The organism is Lysinibacillus sp. OL1, assembly GCF_004332175.1.
In the GTDB taxonomy this organism is placed as follows: Bacteria; Bacillota; Bacilli; order Bacillales_A; family Planococcaceae; genus Lysinibacillus; species Lysinibacillus capsici.
This window is the reverse complement of record NZ_SJDS01000006.1, coordinates 16,128-39,928: the sequence shown is the minus strand read 5'-3', so window position 1 is coordinate 39,928 and position 23,801 is coordinate 16,128. Positions and strand designations below refer to the sequence as shown.

Genomic DNA, 23,801 nt, shown 5'->3' with positions numbered 1-23,801 from the left:
TTTTTTATTTAATAGCTATATAAATAGCCACTTGTGAATCATGTGGATTAGCACATCGTTCATCATACAGTTCAAAGTCGCCTGTATATGTTCGTTCAACTTTAGAATTTGCAAACCATGTCCAAATCTCTTGCCAAGTTTGAATGACAACTTCAGGCATCACGCCTTTATCTGATGTAAAAACTAGATACTTAGCTGCTGGAATCGTTTTTACTACTAAATCAGTTTGAATGTCATCATTATCTACCTCTACTCCTAGTGTAAGAGTATAATTACCATTCACATCCGTCTCATAGTCTGAATACAAACCATAGACATGACCATTTTTTCGCTCGGCTATTTGATCCGTAATATTTTGCTGATAAAAGTGATCCCATAATTGCGGAATTTTAGCTTGCTCTGTTATTTCATTGGCATTACTTGTTTGAGTTGAAATACCCACGATGTTAAATGCATTTAATTCAACTACTTTTGGTTCTCGCCACTCACTTTTTCTCCATCGCTTTAAATTTGGCAAAAAGGAAGTCAGCATATTACGTGCTTCATTTTCTGGCATACCACCTTCCATAAGATGCGGTACACAAATTTCAATCATTTCGTCTACTGTTAACTGGGGTTGTTTAAACTCGCCCCCCTCGTAACAATATGTACAATAATCCTGACTTTTTCCCCCTTCTTTTTCAGTACCCAATAATGCCTCTTCTACTAAAGGCATACCGCAGCTTTGACAATAGCTTTGCATCGTCATTCCACCTTTCGCTTTATTTGTACTTACTATAGCAAAGGAAACCTGACAACTGTCTGTCATCAATTATCTAGATTTTTATATAATTGAACAATTTCTAAAGCTCGTTTTTGAATGATATCTCTTATATAAGGTGGTTCCATAATTTTAATGCGATGGCCAAAGCTTAGCAAGAAACCATAAAGCCATTCATCTTCAGGTATAGATATATGAATCATAGATTGTTCATGGTCTATATGTTCTGCACCAAAGGATTCTTCCACCAATGTTGTAATGTCTTTATCAAAAGAAATGACCAAATCGACTACGTTTTGCGGTCGATGCCATTCTTTACCCCAAGGGAGTTCACTTAAATTCACTTCCTTACGATCAAAGGTAGAATTAGCTTGAAGCAAATGTTTCATTCTCGCAAGCTTAAATAAACGAAAGTCCTTTCTTAATGTACAATAGCCATACAAATACCATATCTTCCCTTTTTGAACAATTGTATGTGGTTCGACTATTCGGCTTGTTTGTTCACCATAAGTAGTAGAATAATGAAAGCTTATGCAACGATTATTCTCTATAGCTGTCTTGAGCGTCGTAATATGCTCTTTAAAGAGAGCGTTTGGTCCCCATGGACTAAGATCAACAAACAGATGGTCCATCGATTGTTTTACATGATCATCAGCAATACTCGTTATTTTCTCGAGCACGGCTTCAGCGTGGGAATCTTCATAGGTAGTCAACGCACTTTTAATCGCAATAGAAAGTGACGTGAGCTCATCCTTCGTCAACACTTGCTTATCAACACGATACCCATCGATTAAACTAATACCACCATTTACACCTTGCTGACTAATAACAGGTACACCAGCACAGCTCAGTGTTTCAATATCTCGATAGATGGTACGAATCGAAACATTAAATAACTCTGCTAATTCCTGTGCCTTAACCTTTTTACGGTTGATTAATATCATCGTCATGGTTAGAAGTCTTTCTAATTTCATGGTAAAATCTCCTTTCTTGCCATCCCATTATTCCTATATATACTTCTATTTTAATTAACAAACTATCTTTTTAAGTATTTTTTAAGTACTTTTTGAGTATTTTTTAAGACAAATGTACTATAATAACGCCTAATTATTGTTATAACAATTATACTATTTTAACAATAAAAGAAAAAACAAGGCTAATGCCCGTATGCAACTTTCATTAACAATACTATGTTGTTTCATTTTTGTATAAGAATAGTTTGATTTTAACGCCTAAACAATTATTTCAATTCTCTTAACACAACATAAAAAACTTCTATCTTCTATATAATGAACGGCGATATTTTCTTTGAATGGATTTGACGCGATGTGACAAACACATCGGGATTCATTGACTCTCACCCGTGAAAGAACTACAACATAAATTGCTTTTTCTAGCATCAAATTTTTAATAGAAAAGTTGAGTGAGTTTCACTTTTCTTGCCCTTCACTATATAGTAGGAAGCCTTTTCACCCAAAATGAACTAGAGTTTAATGTTTTTAATTTAATTGTATAAAGGAGAGTTTGATGTGATTCGAGCCGTTTTAATAGACAATGAACCTTTAGCTTTACACTATTTTCAAAATAAACTACATGCCTTTCAACAAATACAGGTGATTCAAACCTTTACTAGCGTAGAAGTATTTCTGAATGAACTACCCACTATGGAATTTGAAGCTATCTTTTTAGAAGTAAAACTTCAAGAATTATCAGGACTTGAAGTTGCTGATATTATCAAAACGGAACGTCCACAAGTCAGTGTAATTTTCATTACCTCCTATCATGAATTTGCATTACAAGCCTATGAAATTGGCAGTCTCGACTATGTATTAAAGCCTATCAGTCATGCCCGTTTAGAAAAAACTGTAGCCCGTATTGAACATGAATTCTCAATTCAGCAAATGCTTCAACAAGCTACACAAACTGTATTAAATGTACAATGCTTCGATCAATTTGCCGTCTATAGTAACAATAGTTTAGTGGCATTTAAAACAGAAAAGACAAAAGAAATGTTTGCTTATTTTATTTTGCATCCAAATATACCGATTCATCGAGATTATCTAATTGAAATTCTATGGCCAGATTTAGATTATGTAAGAGCCAAATCAAATCTTCATACAGCTCTATCTTATTTAAGGAAAACTCTAAATACAATTGGCTATGAAAACTGTATTGTCTTTTCAAATAAATACTATATCTTCGAAAAGCCAAATATCGTATGTGATTTATACGATTTTCAAAAACTTCATGAAGATTTTGCAAAACTTGAATTTCCTTCTATTTCTTTGATTGATCAATGTCTTTCTATTTATAAGAATGGCTTATTTGTTTTTGATGATTATGAATGGTCAACTGCCTATAAAGATAAATTAATGAAATCATACATAGAGCTATTAGAAAAAGGGTTTCAAACAACAGTCTTTTCAGACACTGAAAGAGCTATGGAATTTTTACATGCATTAATAGAGTATGATCCCTATAATGAACAAAAAATTGAGCACTATTTATATACGTTAATACAGGCAGGGCTTCATGATCAGGCACTCAAAATTTTCCAAACATATACGCAAAAACTAGTGGAAGATTTAGCACTAACACCAAGCTCTACATTATTAGAGATATCCAAAAAATTATTTGTTCAACATAAATAATGTAAAAAACGGCGAGTGCTTCTATGTGAGTAGAAGCTCGCCGTTTATTTACATCCCACTACCTTCAGTTAGCCCGTGCTTAACAGCATACAGCGCTGCCTGTGTACGGTCTTGTACTTGTAGCTTTGTAAAAATATTTGAAATATGGGTTTTCACTGTTTTTTCTGTGACAAAGAGTGAAGATGCAATTTCCCGATTACTCTTTCCTTTTGTAAGCTCTGCTAGCACATCCTGCTCACGAGGTGTCAGCGGATTTAATAAATGGGGTGCATTCTGTGATTCCTGGCGATCCATTTCAAGCGTTGTCGTTGCTTCAGGATGTAAAGTGTTTTCACCACGCATAATACGACGAATGGATAAGACCAATTCATCTGGCTCAATATCTTTTAACTGATAGCCTGCCGCTCCAGCCTCCATTGCTGGCACCACATGGTCTCGATCAGAAAAGCTAGTAAGCATTAAAATTTCTATTTGTGGAAATTTCGCTTTGATGCGTTTAGTCGCCTGAATGCCATCCATTTCAGGCATGACTAAATCCATTAAGATAATATCTGGTTGAATGCTTTCTGCTAATGCAACCGCTTCGTGCCCATTTTTTGCCTCTCCAACAACCTCAATATCCTTTTGTGTCTTTAAGAAAAACAGTAGTCCTCTACGCACCACGTGATGATCGTCTGCAATTAATACACGTATCATGTCCTCTCCCCCTTAATATGGCAAGCGGATTAGCAGCTCCGTACCTTTGCCAATTTCACTTACCCAGTCGGCAGTTCCACCTACTGATTTTGCACGATCCTTGATAGATTGTAAGCCCATCGAAAGCAACTTTGTATTGTTGTCAATGACAAAGCCTCGTCCCTCATCACGAATAACCAACAAAATATCTGTTGATGTAACAGTAATATACAATGCTGCCTCTAATACACCTGCATGGCGACGTACATTATTTAACGCCTCTTGGGCTACGCGAAATAATGTTTCTTCAATACGTGAGGGAAATTGCAATACGCCTGAAACTGTAACATGTAGTTTTAAGCCAAGCATTTCAGCGTATACTTTCATGGCCTCAAGTAAACCATTTTCCAATCCTTTAGGTCGCAATTGCCAAATTAACGCACGCATCTCTGTAAGTGCGTCTTGTGTTAAATGCTGAATCTCTTTAAATGTTTCTTTCACTTCGCAATCATCCGTCATTTCAATACCAGCCCTAGCTGTTAACGTGACCGAGAATAGTAGTTGATTGACTGAATCGTGTAAATCGCGGGCTAGACGATTACGTTCCTTCACAAGTGCCATTTCCTGCTCCTGTTTTGTCAGTAAAATTCGCTTAATAGCTGAACCCATCTGAAAGGCAACTGATTCTAATAAAGCAAGCTCCTCCTCTGAAAAGCGCACTGTATCCTTAGATGCGACATTTAATACGCCAAAACGTTCTTGTCCAGATTGAAGGGGTACTGTCGCATGATGCGTGATTCCTTCATGATCCCCAACATTTGCGGCAATGGCACTTTCAATACGCTGACACTCAATAATATTGGAGGCTTTTTTTAGCTCTTCATTACGATAACGGGATACACACCAACAACCGCCCTTTTTTAAATAATGGCAATTGTTATATTCCAATGCCTCTGGTAGATTTTCATGGACAACAAGTTCTGAACGCCCCTTTGCATCAATAAAAAAAATCCAGCCTGTTTCAAAATTGGTGCCATTTAAAAATTTGATGAGCGCACCTTTTAGCATTGTGACAATTTCAGTTTCTTCATTTAATAGTTCAGCAATTTCTTTTAAAATACTGATATTGGAATGCTCATTCTCTCTCACGAAAACACCCCTTCTTTAGCATTACTATTGTTAATGATACCATTAAGCTATTGAAAGCGTCTGCTTCCACCGTTCATACTTTAGACTGAAATTCATCACATACCTTATTTTGTGTAAGTTGATTTACATATAAAACTAGAACCACTATAATCGAACAAGGACATGGTTTTATGAAGGGAAGATTGAATATGTCTAAAAAAGAAGAAAATGGCTTATTATTTATTTGGATTGTTTCTGCTATAGCAACGCTAGGTTCGTTATATTTTTCTGAGATTCGTCATTATGAACCTTGTAAATTATGTTGGATTCAACGTATTTTTATGTACCCAATTGTTATTATGACGACAGTAGCCTTTATACAAAAAAATGCGCGTATTGCTGTCACAACAGCTGTATTTTCTTTGATTGGCGGCTGTATTTCACTTTACCATTATGGAATTCAAAAGCTTAGCTATTTAGCTGAAAATGCTCCTTCCTGTGGCGCAGTTTCTTGTACAGGACAATATATTAATTGGTTAGGCTTTATTACTATTCCGTTTTTAGCATTAACTGCATTTATTTTAATCGCAGGGGCAAGCTTTTATTTAATAAAAGCTTCTAAAGCTGCAAAATAATCGGAAGACCGTGTTCTACCTTTGGAATACGGTTTTTTCTACGGAGGAAGATCTATGTTTCATTATGAAATTGCTGAAGATAACTTAAGTGTGGAAGAATTGCTACGTAATCATTGGCGACTCGGTAAAAAACTCGTTCATGAATTGCGTATGGCCAAAGCCATCACATTGGCAAATGATGAGCTGATTCAATGGAATACACCTTTACAAACTGGAACAATAATCAAATTTACGTTTCCTGTTCCAACTTCTAGCTACAAACCAACACCTGTATGTGCTATTGATGTAGTCTATGAGGATGACCATTGTTTAATCGTATCAAAGCCAAAAGGGATGGCAACACATCCTAATGATGCTCGTGATACACATACATGTATGAACCATGTCATGGCACATATCAAAGAACAGGGTGGCATTTATGCTGAACATGTTCATCGTCTTGATAAAGGGACACAGGGCTTATTACTAGTAGCAAAGCACCCTTTAGCAAAGTCCATTTTCGATCGAATGATTGAGGAAAAAACCATTATTCGTACGTATGCAGCAGAGGTGCAAGGTAATTTACGAACATCTTCTGGAACGATTGCAGAACCAATTGGCAAAGACCGACACCATGCCACAAGACGTGTTGTGTCTAAAACTGGACAGCATGCGGTAACTCATTATGAAGTGGTGGCGCGTTACAAAAATTCCTGTGTCGTTCATCTCATACTTGAGACTGGACGCACACATCAGATCCGTGTGCATTTAGCCTATATTGGCCATCCAATTATTGGGGATACAATGTATGGTGCACGAGAAACAGTAAGTGATGATTACGAACTACATGCCATTCAATTAGAATTTGACCATCCTTTTTTAAATCAACGTATTATTGTCAAGGACGAGCAATAAGAAAAATCCCGCCTCTATAGGAGTGCGGGATTTATTCTTTTTTAAAAATCAAATTTAAAATGATCAGGATCTTGTCCAAATCGTTGGTTACGATTTAATGTTGCCATTTTCTCCATTTGATCTTGGGTTAATTCAAAATCAAAAATCTGTGCGTTTTCCTCAATTCGGCTCGGTGTTACGGATTTGGGTATAACGAGTGTATCATTTTGTAAATGCCAACGTAGTACTACCTGAGCAGGGGTTTTGTCGATCTCTTTCCCAATCTCAATAATGGTAGGATCAGCAAGTACACCACCACGTCCTAGTGGAGACCATGCAGTAACAGCAATTTGGTGTTTATTACAAAATGCGCTTAATGGCTGCTGTTGTAAATATGGATGTACCTCCACTTGATTCACCATTGGTGCAGTATTTGCCTTAGCCAATATTTTTTCTAAATGATGCTCATGATGATTTGATACACCTGTTGCGCGAATTAATTTTTCATCGTAAAGACGCTCAATAGCTCGATATGTTTCTTCAAATGTTTCAGGGACAGCCCAATGTGTTAAATATAAATCTAGGTAATCCATATTTAAATTCTTTAGCGAAACCTCAAAAGCACGTAATGTTGCATCGTATCCTTGGTCATTATTCCATACTTTTGTTGTAACAAAAATATCTTCACGACGAATGCCTGAATGACGAATTGCTTCTCCTACTTCTACCTCATTCCCATATAGGGATGCTGTATCAATAGCTCGATAACCGTATTGAAGTGCTTTATCAATAGCCTGTAATGTTTCCTCGCGTTCTGTCATTTTGTAAACACCTAAGCCAAAACGAGGCATTTCTACACCATTTGTTAATGTTTTCGTTGATTGTAAATTCAAAAAGCACAACCCCTTTCTTATCCTAGTACCATTATACAAAAAATTGGATTTAAGAAAAATAAAGCGGCTTTTTTATAATACACTACTTTTTCTTTTGTTCAACATCTTCCAATTGAATTGGATCAGCGATTCGCTCATCCTCCGCAAGCTCTAGACCATCACGTAAATGCTCCATCTGCTTGCCTAAATCTTTTAATTCTTTCATATCTCTCACCATTGTCCCATTTTCAATATTTGGCACCTTTTTTTCCATATTGATCACCTCACTTTTAGTTTTCCCGATATCAAGCTGTTTGAACCATTTCTGACATATTTTATTCTGCTATGTCGTTTCATTTTTAAAGTAGATAGGCTATACTAAAAAGAGATTTCTTTATAACATGAGGAGGGTTACTTCCATGAAATTATTATTAATCATTGGTGTAACAGTTGCTTTCTTAACAGCTATTTTCACTGCTGGATATGAAGGCGACTACAAAGCTGACAAATAATATCTCAAGAAAATCACTAAGCTTTTAGAAAAGCTTAGTGATTTTCTTTTTTTGTGGAACAATAGAAATACTTGACTTTCCTTTATTTTTAAAATAAACTAACTTACATAAAGTAACTTAATGAAAAAAGATAACTATTCGGAGGTATTCTAAATGCATTTTCATGAAAAACCTAACACATATGTAACAAATGTTGAAATAAAAGTGAGTGATTTACATCGCTCTTTAACCTTTTATCAAGAAATTATTGGCTTTAAAGTGTTACAACAAGATTCACATAAAGCTATGTTAACTGCCGATGGAGAAACAGCTCTATTAACTCTTGTTCAGCCTAAAACTGTAGAAGATAAGCTTAGCATGACGACAGGACTTTATCACTTCGCCCTATTATTACCTAGTCGACGTGACTTAGCTAATGTTATTTCTCATTTTCACGAAAAAGGTGTGTACCTTGGGGCTTCTGATCATGCTGTAAGTGAAGCACTCTATTTAAATGATCCTGATCATAATGGAATCGAGATTTATGCAGATCGTCCTGAAAGTGAATGGACATGGCATAACAATCAGGTGCATATGGTGACAGAACCACTCAATATTCGTTCTATTTTAGAAGAGGGCGATGGCAACTGGCTTGGTCTGCCTGCTGGCACAGTAATGGGCCATATTCATTTATCGGTCTCTAACTTGGCTGAAGCCGAGCAATTTTATACAAAGGGATTAGGTTATGATATTGTCACACGCTACGGGTCCCAAGCATTATTTATTTCTACAGGCCGTTACCATCATCATATCGGCTTAAATACGTGGCACTCAGAGAATGCACCAAAGCTTGGAAAAAATCAAGTTGGCTTAAAAACGTTCTCATTGCGTTTAGATAACGAAGAACAAGCGGCAACTATGAAAGATAATCTTCATGGTATAGGTGCACCCGTTACGGAAATCGTCGGAGGGTTCCAAACAGAGGATCCTGCGGGGAATGTTGTGTTATTAAAGTTTTAATATTAAAAAGCAGTTCTCACAAGCGGAGAACTGCTTTTTAATGTAACCCTGGATATCCTTGTTGACGTAATGCCTCATAAATAACAATTGCAGCCGTATTGGACAAATTAAGTGATCGCACATGATCACTTTGTGGAATACGTAAACACATATCTCGGCGTTCATAAGCAAAGTCCTTCGGCAAACCTGTAGTTTCTTTTCCGAACATAAAATAAATATCTCGGTCTTGATCACTAAAATCATTTTTCGTAAACGGCTCATCACTGTATGTTTCGATTAAATAAACATCTCCATTTTTAGAGTACTCTATAAAATCCTCAAGTGAATCATGATAGACAATATTTACACTATGCCAATAATCTAAGCCCGCCCGTTTCAGCATTTTATCATCCGTTGAAAAACCTAGCGGACGAATTAAATGGAGTGATGTATTAGTACCCGCACAGGTACGTGCAATATTCCCCGTATTGGCTGGTATTTCTGGTTGATATAAAACGATATGCAATGGCATAACGACACACTTCCTTATTAAAAAATTCTTTAAGATAGCTCTTTAAAAAGTTAAACGAAGTCTTACTCTTTTGGAGCGACTCTTCTCACAATTAGAGCGGATCCGCTCTCAATCATAGGAACTCCAAGCAATTGATTTCATCCCTACATTAAACTGTAGTTAGTCAATGCTTCTACATCCAATACTACTTAAAAAACTGCAACCCTTTATAAATTTCACTTCGCACTTCTTCGTCCTGCTCCGTAGCTTCTGCTTCATGTAAGGCAGTTTGTGCTGTATCCCCGCCAATCTTACCCAATGCCCATGCGGCTGTGCCTCGAATGACAGGACGGTCATCTTTATGAAGTAGAGCAATCAAATCTGGTATGGCGGCTTCCTCTTTAAAATGAGCAAGTGCCAAGATGGCATTTCGCTGAATAGGCTTTTTTCCACGCCATGAGCCTGAAACATGACCAAATTTCCCCTTAAATTCTCGATTGGAAATCGTTAAAAGCGGTGTCAATAATGGTTTGGCTAGCTCTGGATCTGGCATAAATTCTTCATGTATCCAATTAATTTTCCCTTTATTTTTAGGACATACTGTCTGGCATGTATCACAGCCATAGAGTCGATTACCGATATGACTACGAAACTCATCTGGTAATGTTCCCTTCGTTTGAGTCAAAAAAGCAATACAGCGCTGTGCATCCAATTGTCCACCTTGTATTAAGGCTCCCGTTGGACAAACATCCAAGCACAGGCGACAATCTCCGCATTCATCCTCCATTGGCTTATCTGGCGCAAATGGAATATTTGTAATGAGCTCTCCTAAATACACATAGGAACCAAATTCAGGCGTGATAATCGAGCAATTTTTTCCGCTCCACCCAATGCCTGCACGTTCAGCTACCGCCCGATCTACGAGGGCTCCTGTATCAACCATTGATTCAATACGTACACCTTTGACATGTTCCTCAAGCCAAGTGGATAATAGCTTTAAACGCTCACGTAATGCTGTATGATAATCGACACCCCATGAAGCACGGCAGAAAATTCCACGTCGCGCACCCTTTTTACCAACTGGAGCATTTTGCATACGTGAAGGGTAAGCCACAGCTATTGCTATAATACTCTCTGCTTCATCTAGTAATTGAAGGGGTTCTGTACGTTTTTGAATATCACTTTCTTCAAATCCAGACTGATAGCCAAGCTCCTGCTGGCGACGCAATCTGTTTTTTAATTCTGTAAAGGGAGCTGCTGTTGTAAAACCTATTTTATCAACACCAATGGACATCGCATATGCCACAAAATCACGTTGTAGGTCGTGTATGTTCATTTTATTTCCAACTCCTTACATGGTACAATATTAGAAATAGATAAAGTAGGTGATGTTCATTGGAAATTTCCATTAACCCAACTCTATTAACACAACATCCCGAGCTAAAAATCGGCATTATTCATTATACCAAAATTGTTGTAGCAGAATCCCCTCAAATGATTAAAGGGCGTATGCAATTGTATCAGGAAAATCTTTTTCTTGAAATGCAGGAACTTCCTGTAACACAGCGTGAGGGGATCGCAGAATGGCGACAAATCTGGAAAAAGCTTGGTGCTGATCCAAACCGCTATCGTCACTCAGCAGAAAGCCTTATGCGTCGAATTAGTAAGCAAAACTATTTAACGCCAATTCATTCAGGTGTTGATTTAAATAATTTCTTTTCACTTCAATATGAAATGCCAATTGGGCTATATGATGTTGCTCAAATCAAAGGGTTTGTAGCAATTGAGCTTGGTCATGACGAGATTGGTTATGAAGGTTTGAATGGGCGCTTTAACACATTAGAAAATATTCTGTATAGTCGTGATGAGGTAGGAGCATTTGGCTCACCTTTTGTTGATTCTAAACGCACAGCTGTCACAGAGGAAACAACTGATGCGTTACATATTTTTTATTTCCGCCCTTCCTTAACAAATGACGCAGCGAATGAACTGCTAGCGTCAGCTGGGAAAATGTTTAATCAAATTCATGGCGGACATTATAAAATCGCAATTATATCAAATGATGTACCATCTATAACACTATAAAAAGGACGTGTTTTCGTGATTAATCTTGCAGAAGCTGTTAAACTAAAAAGTATTTTAGGAAAGAAAACTCAAGAGCTAGTAAACGAACTGCATCGCAGTGCCTTTGTAACAGTTGAAAAGGGACAAGCCCCTAAAACAAGTAATCGAGCACTCCCCCTTATTGAAGGTGACTTAGCCCAAGTTCGTCTAGATACTCGTACATTAGACCGCCTCGTTTACGAAGCAAACATCCAAAACACCGTAGACTTTAAAGGGCAAAAGCTAGCACTAGTAGAAGCCATCGAACTAGCAACACAACTCCGTGCCGAGGCTGATTTGTGTAAAGATTTCAGTATGCGAGAAAAAGAGAGTGTAAGATTTGGCTATGGCGAAAATACAATGTTATATGAAATCGCTTTGTATGAGCCAGATGAATATCGAGAACGGGCTACAAAGCTAGAAAAAGATGCACATAAACTATCTAATCTTATTAATTCAAAAAATTACAGTATTCAAATTAACTTTGACGATTCCCGTTATTTCTAAACTCGGGACGGTGAGACTCCAACCCGAGTTGGATGTGCTGTTTTCAAATCTAGCTTTTCAGCTAATTAGTTAAAAACCAATAACAAGTTACCTGTTACTGTATGACCGATGACTAATGACCAACTATAAGCAATGGCCATACTCAAAACAACTTGATTCCATTTGAAAACGCCATCCAAGGCTCTCCTACATTTATGTATGGAGAGCTTTTTTAGTAGTTCAAAGGGATAATTTGGATGACTAGTTTGCCCCTTTCAAGGACAAAATGGAAGTATCTATAGGAAAGGGGTCATACTATGACACAGCAAAATGATGCAACACATGAGCAAGATATGACAATGACCAACAGACAGGGACATCCAATTACCAACAATCAAAATTTGCGAACAGTCGGTAATCGAGGTCCTGCAACATTGGAAAATTATGATTTCCTAGAGAAGATGAGTCATTTTGACAGAGAGAGAGTTCCAGAACGAGTTGTGCATGCTCGTGGAGCTGGAGCACATGGGTATTTTGAGACCTATGGTGTTGTTGGCAATGAACCTATTTCTAAGTATACACGTGCAAAAGTCTTTCAGGATAAAGGGAAAAAAACACCTGTATTTGTGCGTTTTTCAACTGTTATACATGGTGGTCACTCCCCAGAAACATTACGTGATCCCCGCGGTTTTGCAGTAAAGTTTTATACAGAGGATGGCAATTGGGATTTAGTGGGCAATAATTTAAAGATCTTCTTTATTCGTGATGCGCTCAAATTTCCAGACATGATTCATGCTTTTAAGCCTGATCCCATTACTAATATTCAAAACGTTGAACGTTTTTTTGATTTTTGTGCTAGCTCACCAGAAACCTTCCATATGGTAACATTCGTTTACTCTCCTTGGGGGATTCCAGCAAATTATCGTATGATGCAGGGCTCTGGGGTTAATACGTACAAGTGGGTGAATAGTGAAGGCAAGGCAGTCCTTGTCAAATATCATTGGGAACCGCTACAAGGTATTAAAAATTTAACACAAAAAGAAGCAGAAGAAATCCAACAGAAAAATTTCAATCATGCTACACAAGATTTATATGATGCTATCGAACGTGGAGACTTCCCCGAATGGGAGCTACATGTTCAAATTATGGAGGATGGTTCACACCCTGAGCTTGATTTTGATCCATTGGATGATACAAAGCTTTGGCCAAACGATCAATTTCCGTGGTATCCAGTTGGCAAAATGGTGCTAAACAAAAACCCTGAAGACTATTTTGCTGAGGTGGAACAGGCTACTTTCGGGACAGGGGTGCTTGTTGATGGCTTAGACTTCTCTGATGATAAAATGTTGCAAGGTCGTACCTTCTCTTATTCTGATACACAACGCCATCGTGTAGGAGCCAACTACTTACAGCTTCCAATTAATGCACCAAAAAAACGTGTAGCGACCAATCAACATGGTGGGCAAATGATGTATAAGCGTGATTTGGCACCTGGACAAAATCCACATATTAACTATGAGCCATCCATGCTGAATGGGTTAAAGGAAGCAACACAAGCTGGTAAAGAATATACACCATACATTGAAGGAAACCTTGTTCGTGAATCGATTGATCGTCAAAGTAATACGAAACAGGCTGGTGAAACTTATCGTAACTTTGAACAGTGGGAACGCGATGAACTTCTTGAAAATTTAATCCGTGATCTATCGGTCTGTCATGAGGATATTCAAAATGCCATGATTGCTTTGGCACAAGAAGCCGACGAAGAATATGGTCGCTTACTCAAGGAAGGTTTGCACAACGCTAAAAAAGATTCCTCTGCATCAAAACCACTTGGCAATATCAAGGGTGACCAAGCACCTCAAGATGCCATGAATAAAGGACACGATGCTGAGCCTTATTAACGAAGCTAAAAAAGACATTACATTTTTTGTAATGTCTTTTACTTTATTGTTCATATGCTTTATACCAATGATAAGGTTGAATTTCCTTTAATGATTTAAATACCAATTCTCCATCTGCATTCGTAATCGCTGCCTTTACATTTTCTCCCCAATAGAAAAGTCTTTCCTGACAGACTCCACAGGGTGTCAGCACTACAAATTTAGATGTTTCATCTTCCCTAGCAACACAAATCGAATGTGTAACTTTTGTATTCAATTTATGTGCCTCTAAAATAGCACCTGTTTCCATACATAATTCAGTAGCAGCATTCATGACCTCGGGTGCGACACTTGTTAAAATTTGTCCATCCGCGGTATATAAGGCTGCAGCTCCTCCCCATCCAGAGGGATATCTTTTTTCTGCTAGTGCAACGGCAGCTTCATACAGTATTTTTTCAATAGCCATATTTCCTCTTTCTATCATACATGCACACCTGGTAATATTTTCAATACCTTTTCCTGTGCGTCTAAAATTGCTTCTGTTCCTAATGGAATCGCTATATTCGTTGTTTCATGTCCGAACTTAAAACCTGCCACAACTGGTATTCCTAAATCTGCAAAATACTCCTTCATTAACGAATGAAGAGCCGCTTCCTCAGATCCTGTCTGTGTAAACGAACCAATGACGACTCCTGCTAATTGCTCAAACTTCCTTGCTTGTTTTAAATGCTGAAGCATTGAATCAATAACTGGAATTGTTTCATTTACATCCTCTATTAATAAAATCCTGCCTTCAGTCCTCACTTCAAATTTGGTACCTAGTGTGCTGACAAGACGATAGAGATTTCCTCCAATCATTTCACCACGTGTGATGCCCCCAGCAATCGTTGTTAACGGAGAAATTGCCTCTGTATATTGAATTTCCATCGGGGAGAATAGCTGTAAAAACATTTTCTTTGATAAATCATCCATCTTATTAGCTGACATCAGCATTGGCCCATGAAATGTCACCATATTGGCATATTCATTAATCGCACAATGTAAATATGTAACATCAGAAAAGCCCCAGAAAATTTTAGGATTTTCTTCTATTAAAGCATAATCAATTTTATCAGCAATTCTGGCAGAGCCATAGCCACCCTTTATACAAAAGATTGCTTTCACTTCTGGGTTTTTTACCATCTCATGAAAATCAGCTAGTCTGATTTCATCACTTCCTGCCAAATATTCATGTTTTGCATGAATCGTATCACCCACAATATAGCGAAGACCCAACTCGTCCAAAAAAGCTACTGCTTCTCCTAGTTTTTCAGGCTCTACAAGACTTGAAAGTGCAACAACACCGACTAAATCTCCCTTTTGTAAACATGGTACGGTACTTTTCACAGTTATTCCTCCTCTTGTTTTCCTTATTTTAGCATAGCAAAACTTCAGGGGCATTGATTATTGCTATACTGACTGCCTATAATTAACTTTACTATTCAATTAATAAAGGGGTTTAAGCATCTTGAAAATTCCACCATATCTATTATTAGTACTCGCAACTCTTTTATGGGGTGGTAATTTTGTTATTGGACGTGCCGTTAGTGAAGATATCCCTCCCCTAACACTTGCCTTTTTACGCTGGTGCGTCGCATTTATCATCTTTTTTCCCATTGCATTTCACCAACTAAAACGTGAATGGCGGATACTGAAAAGACATTGGTTGATTGTCATCATTCTTTCATTAACAGGGGTTACAGCATTTAACACACTTGTTTACATTGGATTACATTACACAACGTCTATTAATGCATCTTTAATGAACTCTTCTACGCCCATAATGATTTACATACTTTCCTTTATTTTTTTGAAGGAAAAACTATCAAAATTTCAGTTAATAGGGACCGTTTTATCACTGAGTGGAGTTGCCTTTATTATAATGGGAGGCTCTTTTACAAGGATTGTCGATTTTACTTTCAATAAAGGGGATTTAATTGTAATCGCAGCAGTATTTTGTTGGAGCATATATTCATTGCTCATTAAACAATATGCAACTCGCTTACCAGGGCAGTCTACCTTTCTAGTGACGATTGGACTTGGGGCTATTGTGTTATTTCCGTTTTCTCTCTATGAAACATTGTCTAGTACAACAGCAATTCATTGGGAATGGTCAACCATTGGTGCTATTTTATATGTTGGTATTTTTGCCTCTATCATTGCTTTTCTCTGCTGGAACAGTGGTGTTATACAGCTTGGAGCGAACAAGGCAAGTATTTATTTAAATTTCATTCCTGTTTTTGCCTCCATTTTTGCTGTTCTTTTTCTACATGAAAGATTGCATTCTTTTCAGCTTATAGGTGGACTAGCCGTTGTAGCAGGGGTTATTTTATCAGGAAAAATAAATAAGCAAAGACTTCAATCCTAAGAAGCCTTTGCTTATTTTTGCTAATTCGTACCACCATAAATTATTGTAACATTAGGATGGTTTAATAATTGGCTTGCTGGGAATTCTTCTGTAATATGACCACTTTTCAATTTTTCAATCGCCGCGAGCTTTTTTTCACCAAAGGCAATGAGAACGATTTCCTTTGCCTTCATGATGGAGTGAATGCCCATTGTAATGGCATGTGTTGGTACTTCAGACGGATCATTAAAATAAATAGCATTTTCTGTTCTTGTTGACTCTGTTAGCTCCACAATATTCGTCTTGGCATCAAACGATGCGCCTGGTTCATTAAAAGCAATGTGTCCATTTACACCAATACCTAGAAGCTGTAAATCAATGCCTCCTGCTTCTTCAATGCGCTTATCATATGCAGCACATTCTTCAGCTAAATTGGCTGCCTGTCCATTTGGCAAATGGACATTTTTCGGCTGTATATCCACAAAATTAAATAAATTCTCATGCATAAATGTAAAGTAGCTTGCTGGACTTGATTGCTCAATGCCTACATACTCATCCAAATTAAAAGTTTGTACTTCCTTAAAAGATAAATGGCCAGCTTGGTGTCGTGCCACTAATTCTTTATACATGCCTACAGGTGATCCACCAGTTGCTAAACCTAAAACACTATCAGGTTTCTCTTGTATTCGTTTTGAGAAAATAGTAGCTGCCACTTCGCTCATTTCCTCATATGTATTCACTTCTATCCATTTCATGCTATATACGATACCTACCTTACCATTTATATTATTAACTAATATGTAAAACATTTCACTTTATAGTAGCTAATATATTAATCTTACTAGTTATTTAGCTATTTTTCTATCATTTCCTACTTCAGTTTATGCGTGTAATCTAAGACTATTTCGGTTATGTTATTAATAAGGAAGTGAGGCGATTTTATGAATGAGCAGATTCAGCACTATTTACAGTATATTCAATTTCAAGGAACGTTAGAGCCATCTATTCAGCTACTTGGACAACTTCAAACTAAACATCTATTAACCATTCCCTATGAAAATTTAGATGTTGCCTTGAACCGGGGTATCTCCTTCGCTATTCCTGATTTATTTCAAAAAATAATTATTGATAAACGTGGTGGCAATTGTTTTGAATTAAATATCTTATTCAGTTGGCTCTTACGAGAGCTTGGCTTTTCTGTTACCAATCGTTATGCCCAGTTTTGGCGCAACATAGCAGAAAATACCCCTCCTGAGGAAATTCCCATGCATCAATTATTGCTAGTGAATGTGAGGGGACAATACTATATCTCGGATGTAGGTGTCGGTGCATTAGCCCCCTGTAAACCAGTGCCACTAATTGCTGGCTATCAACACCGTGAAGGTAAAGAGTTATATAAAATAGATTATGATGAAGCGAATGGTTGGATGCTGTTGGAACAAGCTAAACATAGTTGGCGTTTGCTTTATAGTTTTCACGACGATGCCAATGATGCAAAATTTGCACCACGACTTTCCAAGCAAAAAAATAAAATTGCTATGATTCGAACCATTGGTGGCCGTCATACCATGATGAACAACGAATTTAGAATTTATGAAGGGCAATCCTTAACTACCTATACAACAAACACTGAGAAGGAATGGCTGCAAGCTCTACAGCGTTTTTTTCATATCTCTGTACAACTATAAAGGAAAGCAAGTCCATCGGTGGCTTGCTTTCCTTTCACATTATTTCATTGTCCTATTGAGCAATTCAAACACAACTATGTCATTGTGTAGCTCTTTAACTAAACCTATATCATCTACAAAGTAATAAGTTTTCACTACATCACTAAATTCTGACCTTTTCTCGACTATAACCACGCCCGTATATTGCACATCACCTGCTTGTACCGTACCATCTGTAGATTTTACAGTTACTCGTTCCCCTGCAGAAACCCCTGGATCATCTTCATGTAAAACAACACCTATTCTAAGTGGGAGTTCTATATATAAATCATAATGTGTGTTAGCTTCACTAGCAATGGCTTGTCCGTATGCACGATCATGACCATATAAAAGCTCATCAGAGATAGTTTGTCCTGTACTTACATTTTTGACTGTCCATACATCATTTTTACCGTCGTGTTGCTGATATTGATAGTTTAAAGTATAACGCTTATTGTCACTTAAAGAATAATAGGCATACGTATATTCAAATGCGGGGTCCCTTAGCAAGTTAGGTTTAGAAAGAGTCATTGCTCTCGCTAAAAACGCTGAGAAATGGGCGCGCGTAACAGGATCATTAGGTTTAAACGAACCATTCTCATAGCCCCTTACCAAATGATTATGGGCCAGTGTTAAAATTTCTTTATAACCTGGCGTCTGCTTACTCACATCTGTAAAATAATAAGGATCTGAACCTTTTAATTGAAAGGCCCTATTTAGCACAATCGCCATTTCCCTCCTAGCTAGCGGTGCATCTGGATGAAATTTATGGGCAGTATCAAATATACCTTTATTTTGCACAGCCGCAATTTCTTTATAAAATTTATGAGTGGTTGTTACATCTTGATAGTTTGGATTTTGTACATGGATCGTGTTTAATCCTAAAGCACGTGTTAGCATTACAGCTACCTGTGCTTTCGTAATATAATCATTCGGCTTGAACAAGTTATTCGAATACCCTTTCGCAATATCCTGTTCTACTAAATAATGAATTTCCGTCGTTAATGTATCATCCGTTAGATCGATAAAGCTGGCTGCCTGCACTTCCTTCGGTAATATACCAATCGTTATCAGGATCAAACATACTAGCTTCAATATGTTCTTCACATTATCCCTCCTCCTTCGATTCTATACCCATAAAGACGTATCCATATGCTTAAAATGAGAAAAGCCTCTATTAAAAGAGACTTTATTCGTTATATTGAATTAATCCAATCCCTATTCCAGTCGGATCGACCAAATAAGCTAGATAGAAATCTTCGAACGTCATTTTGTCACGCAAAATAGTAGCACCGTTGTGTTTTGCCTGTGCAATGACTTCGTCAATTGCATCCACTTCAATTTGAATTCTTGTACCATGCGGAAAATCACTTGGTCCTTTACCAATGCCACCATTAATTCCAGCTTTGTCTTTATTCCCAGTCATAACTGCCCAATAATCCCACTTTGGAGTTGCTACCTCCCAGCCAAACACTTTACTATAAAAAGCTGCCGCTTTCTCCGGTTCCTGACTATTTAATTCAAAGCCAATCACTTTTCCCATACATATACCCCCTCATTTTTAGCATAACAAATAATTCAACAATAAATTGGAATTCCCTTCCTGAAGACTTTAGAAATTTGACAATATTCTAAATAAAAAATTATGTATTTAATTAGTTAGAAAATTATGTATAATTAAATTAGAACGATTGTTCAAATCATTAAAGGAGTACAACATTGAGTAAAAGACGCTATGACAGTGACAAGGCAAAGATTGAGATTATCAAACATGCCATCCAATTATTTTCTCAACATGGCTATAATCAGACATCTGTTGGTGATATTTCGAAAGCCTCTGGTTATAGTAAAGGACATATTTATTATCATTTCGAAAATAAAGAAAAGTTATTTGTGCTTTTGGCGCAGCAATCGATGAAAAATTGGCATAACAAATGGTTGCAACAAGAATCTTCATACACCACATCCACAGATAAATTGTATGGTATGGCCATGCATGTCCTCTATGAGTATCAAACACCCTTACTAAAGTCAGGTCAGGAACTGGCATCTAATCCCAAATCAAGTCCTGATTCAATACAACAGTTATACAATTTAGCTATTACGCCAATGAATGCTTATCGAGCAATTCTTCAAGAGGGCATCGACCAAAACGAATTTGTTCATGGAAATGTAGATACATGGACCGTCTTACTTGGCACATGGCTAGGTGGATTATGTCAGCTGACCAATACTCATAACTTGAAATCATTAGAACCACTCTTTCAACAGGCAATAACGATTTTCTTAAAAGAAATTAAAAAAGGTGGGGTTTAAATGAAAGTAGGTTTAATAGGTGATAGCTTAACAGAAGGTCGTCCAGGCGTTTCATTTTATGATCTCTTGAAACATCAATATCCCCATATTTCATTCGATAATCTTGGAAATCCAGGCGAGACGATTAAAAGTTTATTTACTCGCTTGGAAAAAATGCCGCTCCAATCTTCCTATGATCTTCTTATTCTTTGGATAGGCGTCAATGACGTCTATTCAAAATTATTAAAGGTGCAAGCACAGCCTGTGGCGAAGGATCACATTGAATTCGAAGAGTACTGCCTCAAGGTATTAGAGAAAGCACAAGACGCTTCCAAAAATGTTGTATTAGTATCTCCAGCATTAGTAGGAGAAGATCTTCAAAATCCCTCTAACAAAGAAATAACACAATTAACGTCTGTTATGGAGTCTATTTCAATGAAATCTGGCAATGTTTATTTTGTAAATATGCAAAATCTCTTTAAAGAGCATTTAGAACATTTGGAATGCTCAGGCTTTATTAATACGAATGTAATAAGAGTCCTACTGGATGTTTTATTTTACAAAAGTCCTTTACGTATCGATAAATTATCTCAAAAAAGAGGGCTACATGTAACTTTAGATGGTGTTCATTTGAATAGTAAAGGTGCTGATTTAGTGGCACAGCAATATAGCTCTATCATTGAACTTTATAAAGTCGAAGGAGACAAAATCGGGAGGTCCTAAAGATGAGAAAGATTGCTGTTGTTACTGGCGGTGTTTCAGGGATAGGAAAGGCTATTTGCCAAGAATTAATTGCTCGACATATATTTGTCATTATTGCTGATATTCAAGATCATGAGGGTCGTGTGTTAGAAGCAGAGTTAAATAAGGATATCGCCAATGTAAAATTTGTACATTTAAATGTAACCGATTACAAAAATGTAGCTTCTGTCATTCATGATGTATTTGAAGAATTTCACCGTATAGATTATCTGTTTAATAATGCTGGTATCGCTATGTATGGGGAGATGGGTGAAATGACTATTGAGGATTGGAAGGAAATTATGGCCATTAATTTATGGGGTGTCATTTATGGGACTCAAATAGGCTACCCACTTATGAAAAAACAAGGTTTTGGTCATATCGTCAATACCTCCTCTGCTGCAGGGTTAGGACCTTCTCCTTTTTCTGCTGCATACGCTACTACCAAACATGCTGTTATAGGACTAACAACCTCTCTACACTATGAGGCTGAGGAATTCGGGATTAAGGTGAGCACTCTATGTCCAACGTTTGTGGATACACCAATTTTCGATAATGCAAAGGCGATTCATATGGATAAATCCATTATCACCAAACAATTAAAGCAGCAAAAAATGATCTCACCTCAGCGAATTGCAAAGATGGCTATAGAGGGTGTTCATCAAAATAAGCCTATCATTTGTCCAATGCCAATGCGCAAAACACTGGATGTTGTTTTTACTATTTTTCCTTTTTTACACAAAGCGTTAATGAGAATCGTTTGTAAAGTGAGTCGTAATGCACGTTTAACCTAATGTTTCACAAGGCTCCCTTCTAATGGGAGCCTTGCTTATTTTATAATACGACACCATCGCTCATTTTAATAATACGATCTGTATATGCCAACATTTCTTCGTCATGCGTCACTAATAATGTTGTTATATTTAAAGTTTTTGTTAATGTTCTTAATAACACCATAATCTCTTTAGAGCGCTGTGAATCTAAACTAGCCGTTGGTTCATCAGCAAACAATACTTTCGGTTGATGAATAATAGCACGTGCAATTGCTACACGTTGCTTCTCTCCCCCTGACAAGGAGGAAGGATAGGCAGTTTTACGATGTTCCATTCCAACTAACTCCAATAGCCGATTGACTTCATATTTCTGTTCATTCTTTTTTAATGGAGATTCAGCTACATCTAGCATTAATAGCAATTGTTCCTCCACTGTCAAAAATGGAACGAGATGTGCAAATTGAAAAACAAAACCGAATTTACTTGCACGTAATTTTCGTACCTGGTCGGTTTTCATCGTAGTAAGATTCTGCTCTTCAAATAACACTTGCCCATCTGTTGCGGGTTGTAGTCCTGCAGCGATCGTTAATAATGTACTTTTCCCAGAGCCAGAAGCACCTACCAATGCTGTAATCTCTCCTTCATTTAAAGAAAGATTGATGCCCTTTAAGATCTCTTCCTCGACTTCACCATTCTTAAACGTTTTTCGTACTTCATCAATTGTAAATAACGTCATGATTAAGCCTCCCCTTGCTGTATTGCTTGTAACGGTTCAATTTTTTTAATTTGCATTCCTGACAAGGTCGCACCAATAAAGCCTATGAGGAGGAATACAACGGATAACTGTGTTGTAGTGCCTATTGTTAAAGTGAATGGCATCCCCTTAGGAGCAACTATATTAAATAGCTGGCTAAGACTGACAGATACCACAAGTGAAAAGATTGTAATAATAGCCATCTGTGTCCAGATCATTTTAAATAGCTTACTTGTTTTTAATCCAATCGCTTTTAAAATGCCATACAAGCCAATTTTTTGCACATTCATCATATAGAAGAAAATAGCAAACAACATCCCACTAATGACAACTAAGAACCATATAATCATATTTAAAGATAATTGTTCCGCATTATAACTAGGGATAGTATTGAGAAACTCTTTATTGCTATATGCTTGCAATCCCTTAATATCATTTGGCTCACTATTTGGTACAAAAATTAATTGTTTATCAGCTACCCGATACATCTCCTGATAAGCCTCTTCACTAATATAAGCAACGGGAGCATGGCTATATTTTTTTTGCTCTACAAAACCTTTTACAATGAACTTTCCACTGTATTGATTATTCGTTAATATATCTCCAACTTGTATTCCTTTATCTTGTAGTGAGCTATCCAAAAGCACCTCGTCTTGATGCACATTGCTAAAAAGTGTAGATTCCGTTGATGTCACAAAGGCTACACTTTGTTGTTTATCATCCTGATCATTTAAAAAGCCCATCTGGATCGAAAAAGCTACTGCCTCTTTTTCTTTACTCATGACTTTCTGTTGCAGGTCGCTATCGATTCTTGAAAGATTAAACGTGCCATCCGCATCCTCAGCCATATAAAATTGACCCTTCGGTAAATCCTTAATTAAAGCTGCATTATCCTGTGACAGACCATTTGCTAAACCCGAGATAATAAACGTTAAAAAACTAACTAGGAAGATAATGGAGCCCAAGATTAAAAACCGTACTTTATTCTTCTTCATTTCTTTCCAGGCAAGATTCATCACTAACCCCTCCATTTCTTTGATTACTCCTAGCTTAAAATTGTTAAATGAACAGAGCATGAA

The 23,801-nt window shown here is 37.2% G+C and carries 27 protein-coding genes; 12 read left to right on the top strand and 15 right to left on the bottom strand.

The genetic code is table 11. The features are described from left to right. Positions 1–4: 4 nt before the first annotated feature. Together EW028_RS12315 and EW028_RS12310 are read right to left on the bottom strand one after the other, a co-directional pair. Positions 5–742, bottom strand: a complete 738-nt coding sequence (locus EW028_RS12315; RefSeq protein WP_131521081.1) for an effector binding domain-containing protein — start codon at positions 740–742, stop codon at positions 5–7. Positions 743–807: 65 nt separating this feature from the next. Next, positions 808–1,734, bottom strand: a complete 927-nt coding sequence (locus EW028_RS12310; protein ID WP_131521080.1) for a helix-turn-helix transcriptional regulator — start codon at positions 1,732–1,734, stop codon at positions 808–810. A 555-nt stretch (positions 1,735–2,289) separates the two neighbouring features. Between EW028_RS12310 and EW028_RS12305 the strand changes: the two genes are divergently transcribed. Then, complete coding sequence (locus EW028_RS12305) at positions 2,290–3,411, top strand: response regulator (RefSeq protein WP_131521079.1); 1,122 nt, start codon at positions 2,290–2,292, stop codon at positions 3,409–3,411. Between the two features lie 48 nt (positions 3,412–3,459). Here EW028_RS12305 and EW028_RS12300 read toward each other — a convergent pair whose 3' ends face one another. After that, entirely contained in the window at positions 3,460–4,107 is a 648-nt protein-coding gene (locus tag EW028_RS12300) for a response regulator (RefSeq protein WP_004230823.1), read from the bottom strand. A 12-nt stretch (positions 4,108–4,119) separates the two neighbouring features. Further along, complete coding sequence (locus tag EW028_RS12295; protein WP_054548662.1) at positions 4,120–5,235, bottom strand: GAF domain-containing sensor histidine kinase; 1,116 nt, start codon at positions 5,233–5,235, stop codon at positions 4,120–4,122. 188 nt (positions 5,236–5,423) lie between these two features. On the opposite strand from EW028_RS12295, the gene EW028_RS12290 reads away from it, so the two are divergent. Together EW028_RS12290 and EW028_RS12285 are read left to right on the top strand one after the other, a co-directional pair. Then, complete coding sequence (locus tag EW028_RS12290) at positions 5,424–5,849, top strand: disulfide formation protein C (protein ID WP_131521078.1); 426 nt, start codon at positions 5,424–5,426, stop codon at positions 5,847–5,849. 54 nt (positions 5,850–5,903) lie between these two features. Beyond that, positions 5,904–6,743, top strand: a complete 840-nt coding sequence (locus EW028_RS12285) for an RluA family pseudouridine synthase (RefSeq protein WP_131521077.1) — start codon at positions 5,904–5,906, stop codon at positions 6,741–6,743. Positions 6,744–6,784: 41 nt separating this feature from the next. Here EW028_RS12285 and EW028_RS12280 read toward each other — a convergent pair whose 3' ends face one another. Both EW028_RS12280 and EW028_RS25305 read right to left on the bottom strand, forming a co-directional pair. Further along, on the bottom strand, positions 6,785–7,615 hold the full coding sequence (locus tag EW028_RS12280) for an aldo/keto reductase (protein WP_131521076.1): 831 nt from the start codon (positions 7,613–7,615) through the stop codon (positions 6,785–6,787). An 82-nt stretch (positions 7,616–7,697) separates the two neighbouring features. Then, complete coding sequence (locus tag EW028_RS25305; RefSeq protein WP_004230831.1) at positions 7,698–7,868, bottom strand: hypothetical protein; 171 nt, start codon at positions 7,866–7,868, stop codon at positions 7,698–7,700. A 391-nt stretch (positions 7,869–8,259) separates the two neighbouring features. Here EW028_RS25305 and EW028_RS12275 point away from each other — a divergent pair, with 391 nt between their 5' ends. Then, positions 8,260–9,105, top strand: a complete 846-nt coding sequence (locus tag EW028_RS12275; RefSeq protein ID WP_131521075.1) for a VOC family protein — start codon at positions 8,260–8,262, stop codon at positions 9,103–9,105. A gap of 37 nt (positions 9,106–9,142) precedes the next feature. On the opposite strand, the gene trmL is transcribed toward EW028_RS12275, so the two are convergent. Together trmL and queG are read right to left on the bottom strand one after the other, a co-directional pair. Further along, a complete protein-coding gene (gene trmL, locus EW028_RS12270) occupies positions 9,143–9,616 on the bottom strand; it encodes a tRNA (uridine(34)/cytosine(34)/5-carboxymethylaminomethyluridine(34)-2'-O)-methyltransferase TrmL (RefSeq protein WP_004230835.1) in 474 nt (157 codons plus the stop codon). 184 nt (positions 9,617–9,800) lie between these two features. Then, positions 9,801–10,931 carry a tRNA epoxyqueuosine(34) reductase QueG gene (gene queG / locus EW028_RS12265; protein WP_131521074.1) on the bottom strand — a complete coding sequence of 377 codons (1,131 nt, stop codon included), beginning with the start codon at positions 10,929–10,931 and terminating at the stop codon, positions 9,801–9,803. A gap of 59 nt (positions 10,932–10,990) precedes the next feature. Between queG and EW028_RS12260 the strand changes: the two genes are divergently transcribed. From EW028_RS12260 to EW028_RS12250, 3 genes are all read left to right on the top strand, one after another. Beyond that, positions 10,991–11,680: a B3/B4 domain-containing protein gene (locus EW028_RS12260; protein WP_131521073.1), complete on the top strand. Its 690-nt coding sequence runs from the start codon at positions 10,991–10,993 to the stop codon at positions 11,678–11,680. A 15-nt stretch (positions 11,681–11,695) separates the two neighbouring features. Further along, positions 11,696–12,205, top strand: a complete 510-nt coding sequence (locus EW028_RS12255; RefSeq protein WP_131521072.1) for a hypothetical protein — start codon at positions 11,696–11,698, stop codon at positions 12,203–12,205. Between the two features lie 296 nt (positions 12,206–12,501). Continuing rightward, complete coding sequence (locus EW028_RS12250) at positions 12,502–14,088, top strand: catalase (RefSeq protein ID WP_131521071.1); 1,587 nt, start codon at positions 12,502–12,504, stop codon at positions 14,086–14,088. 43 nt (positions 14,089–14,131) lie between these two features. On the opposite strand, the gene EW028_RS12245 is transcribed toward EW028_RS12250, so the two are convergent. Continuing rightward, entirely contained in the window at positions 14,132–14,533 is a 402-nt protein-coding gene (locus EW028_RS12245; protein WP_131521236.1) for a cytidine deaminase, read from the bottom strand. A 14-nt stretch (positions 14,534–14,547) separates the two neighbouring features. Further along, positions 14,548–15,453: a S66 peptidase family protein gene (locus EW028_RS12240; RefSeq protein ID WP_131521070.1), complete on the bottom strand. Its 906-nt coding sequence runs from the start codon at positions 15,451–15,453 to the stop codon at positions 14,548–14,550. A 121-nt stretch (positions 15,454–15,574) separates the two neighbouring features. Between EW028_RS12240 and EW028_RS12235 the strand changes: the two genes are divergently transcribed. Next, positions 15,575–16,474: a DMT family transporter gene (locus EW028_RS12235; RefSeq protein ID WP_131521069.1), complete on the top strand. Its 900-nt coding sequence runs from the start codon at positions 15,575–15,577 to the stop codon at positions 16,472–16,474. Positions 16,475–16,494: 20 nt separating this feature from the next. Here the strand turns inward: EW028_RS12235 and nagB are convergent, their stop codons facing one another. Next, positions 16,495–17,208 carry a glucosamine-6-phosphate deaminase gene (nagB, locus tag EW028_RS12230; protein WP_131521068.1) on the bottom strand — a complete coding sequence of 238 codons (714 nt, stop codon included), beginning with the start codon at positions 17,206–17,208 and terminating at the stop codon, positions 16,495–16,497. A 186-nt stretch (positions 17,209–17,394) separates the two neighbouring features. Between nagB and EW028_RS12225 the strand changes: the two genes are divergently transcribed. Next, complete coding sequence (locus tag EW028_RS12225) at positions 17,395–18,141, top strand: arylamine N-acetyltransferase family protein (RefSeq protein WP_131521067.1); 747 nt, start codon at positions 17,395–17,397, stop codon at positions 18,139–18,141. A gap of 39 nt (positions 18,142–18,180) precedes the next feature. Here EW028_RS12225 and EW028_RS12220 read toward each other — a convergent pair whose 3' ends face one another. Next, a complete protein-coding gene (locus tag EW028_RS12220) occupies positions 18,181–19,266 on the bottom strand; it encodes an S-layer homology domain-containing protein (protein ID WP_131521066.1) in 1,086 nt (361 codons plus the stop codon). 82 nt (positions 19,267–19,348) lie between these two features. Continuing rightward, positions 19,349–19,702: a VOC family protein gene (locus EW028_RS12215; protein ID WP_131521065.1), complete on the bottom strand. Its 354-nt coding sequence runs from the start codon at positions 19,700–19,702 to the stop codon at positions 19,349–19,351. A 176-nt stretch (positions 19,703–19,878) separates the two neighbouring features. Here EW028_RS12215 and EW028_RS12210 point away from each other — a divergent pair, with 176 nt between their 5' ends. Genes EW028_RS12210 through EW028_RS12200 form a run of 3 tightly spaced genes read left to right on the top strand, consistent with a single transcriptional unit; the run spans position 19,879 to position 21,989 of the window. Beyond that, positions 19,879–20,475 carry a TetR/AcrR family transcriptional regulator gene (locus EW028_RS12210; RefSeq protein WP_131521064.1) on the top strand — a complete coding sequence of 199 codons (597 nt, stop codon included), beginning with the start codon at positions 19,879–19,881 and terminating at the stop codon, positions 20,473–20,475. Further along, complete coding sequence (locus EW028_RS12205; RefSeq protein ID WP_131521063.1) at positions 20,476–21,177, top strand: SGNH/GDSL hydrolase family protein; 702 nt, start codon at positions 20,476–20,478, stop codon at positions 21,175–21,177. It begins immediately after the preceding gene. 2 nt (positions 21,178–21,179) lie between these two features. Beyond that, on the top strand, positions 21,180–21,989 hold the full coding sequence (locus tag EW028_RS12200) for an SDR family NAD(P)-dependent oxidoreductase (RefSeq protein WP_131521062.1): 810 nt from the start codon (positions 21,180–21,182) through the stop codon (positions 21,987–21,989). A 40-nt stretch (positions 21,990–22,029) separates the two neighbouring features. Here the strand turns inward: EW028_RS12200 and EW028_RS12195 are convergent, their stop codons facing one another. Further along, positions 22,030–22,704: an ABC transporter ATP-binding protein gene (locus tag EW028_RS12195; protein WP_131521061.1), complete on the bottom strand. Its 675-nt coding sequence runs from the start codon at positions 22,702–22,704 to the stop codon at positions 22,030–22,032. Between the two features lie 2 nt (positions 22,705–22,706). After that, on the bottom strand, positions 22,707–23,738 hold the full coding sequence (locus EW028_RS12190; protein WP_131521060.1) for an ABC transporter permease: 1,032 nt from the start codon (positions 23,736–23,738) through the stop codon (positions 22,707–22,709). Positions 23,739–23,801: the final 63 nt, after the last annotated feature.

Bases quoted from the DNA above. Each gene is read 5' to 3' on its own strand.
- nagB (WP_131521068.1), bottom strand. From the start codon at position 17,208: ATGAAATGGATAGAAGTGAATACATATGAGGAAATGAGCGAAGTGGCA.
- EW028_RS12315 (WP_131521081.1), bottom strand. From the start codon at position 742: ATGCAAAGCTATTGTCAAAGCTGCGGTATGCCTTTAGTAGAAGAGGCA.
- EW028_RS12195 (WP_131521061.1), bottom strand. From the start codon at position 22,704: ATGACGTTATTTACAATTGATGAAGTACGAAAAACGTTTAAGAATGGT.
- EW028_RS12245 (WP_131521236.1), bottom strand. From the start codon at position 14,533: ATGGCTATTGAAAAAATACTGTATGAAGCTGCCGTTGCACTAGCAGAA.
- EW028_RS12250 (WP_131521071.1), top strand. From the start codon at position 12,502: ATGACACAGCAAAATGATGCAACACATGAGCAAGATATGACAATGACC.
- EW028_RS12215 (WP_131521065.1), bottom strand. From the start codon at position 19,702: ATGGGAAAAGTGATTGGCTTTGAATTAAATAGTCAGGAACCGGAGAAA.
- EW028_RS12225 (WP_131521067.1), top strand. From the start codon at position 17,395: ATGAATGAGCAGATTCAGCACTATTTACAGTATATTCAATTTCAAGGA.
- trmL (WP_004230835.1), bottom strand. From the start codon at position 9,616: ATGCCATTGCATATCGTTTTATATCAACCAGAAATACCAGCCAATACG.
- EW028_RS12300 (WP_004230823.1), bottom strand. From the start codon at position 4,107: ATGATACGTGTATTAATTGCAGACGATCATCACGTGGTGCGTAGAGGA.
- EW028_RS25305 (WP_004230831.1), bottom strand. From the start codon at position 7,868: ATGGAAAAAAAGGTGCCAAATATTGAAAATGGGACAATGGTGAGAGAT.
- queG (WP_131521074.1), bottom strand. From the start codon at position 10,931: ATGAACATACACGACCTACAACGTGATTTTGTGGCATATGCGATGTCC.
- EW028_RS12285 (WP_131521077.1), top strand. From the start codon at position 5,904: ATGTTTCATTATGAAATTGCTGAAGATAACTTAAGTGTGGAAGAATTG.
- EW028_RS12290 (WP_131521078.1), top strand. From the start codon at position 5,424: ATGTCTAAAAAAGAAGAAAATGGCTTATTATTTATTTGGATTGTTTCT.
- EW028_RS12205 (WP_131521063.1), top strand. From the start codon at position 20,476: ATGAAAGTAGGTTTAATAGGTGATAGCTTAACAGAAGGTCGTCCAGGC.
- EW028_RS12190 (WP_131521060.1), bottom strand. From the start codon at position 23,738: ATGAATCTTGCCTGGAAAGAAATGAAGAAGAATAAAGTACGGTTTTTA.
- EW028_RS12310 (WP_131521080.1), bottom strand. From the start codon at position 1,734: ATGAAATTAGAAAGACTTCTAACCATGACGATGATATTAATCAACCGT.
- EW028_RS12275 (WP_131521075.1), top strand. From the start codon at position 8,260: ATGCATTTTCATGAAAAACCTAACACATATGTAACAAATGTTGAAATA.
- EW028_RS12200 (WP_131521062.1), top strand. From the start codon at position 21,180: ATGAGAAAGATTGCTGTTGTTACTGGCGGTGTTTCAGGGATAGGAAAG.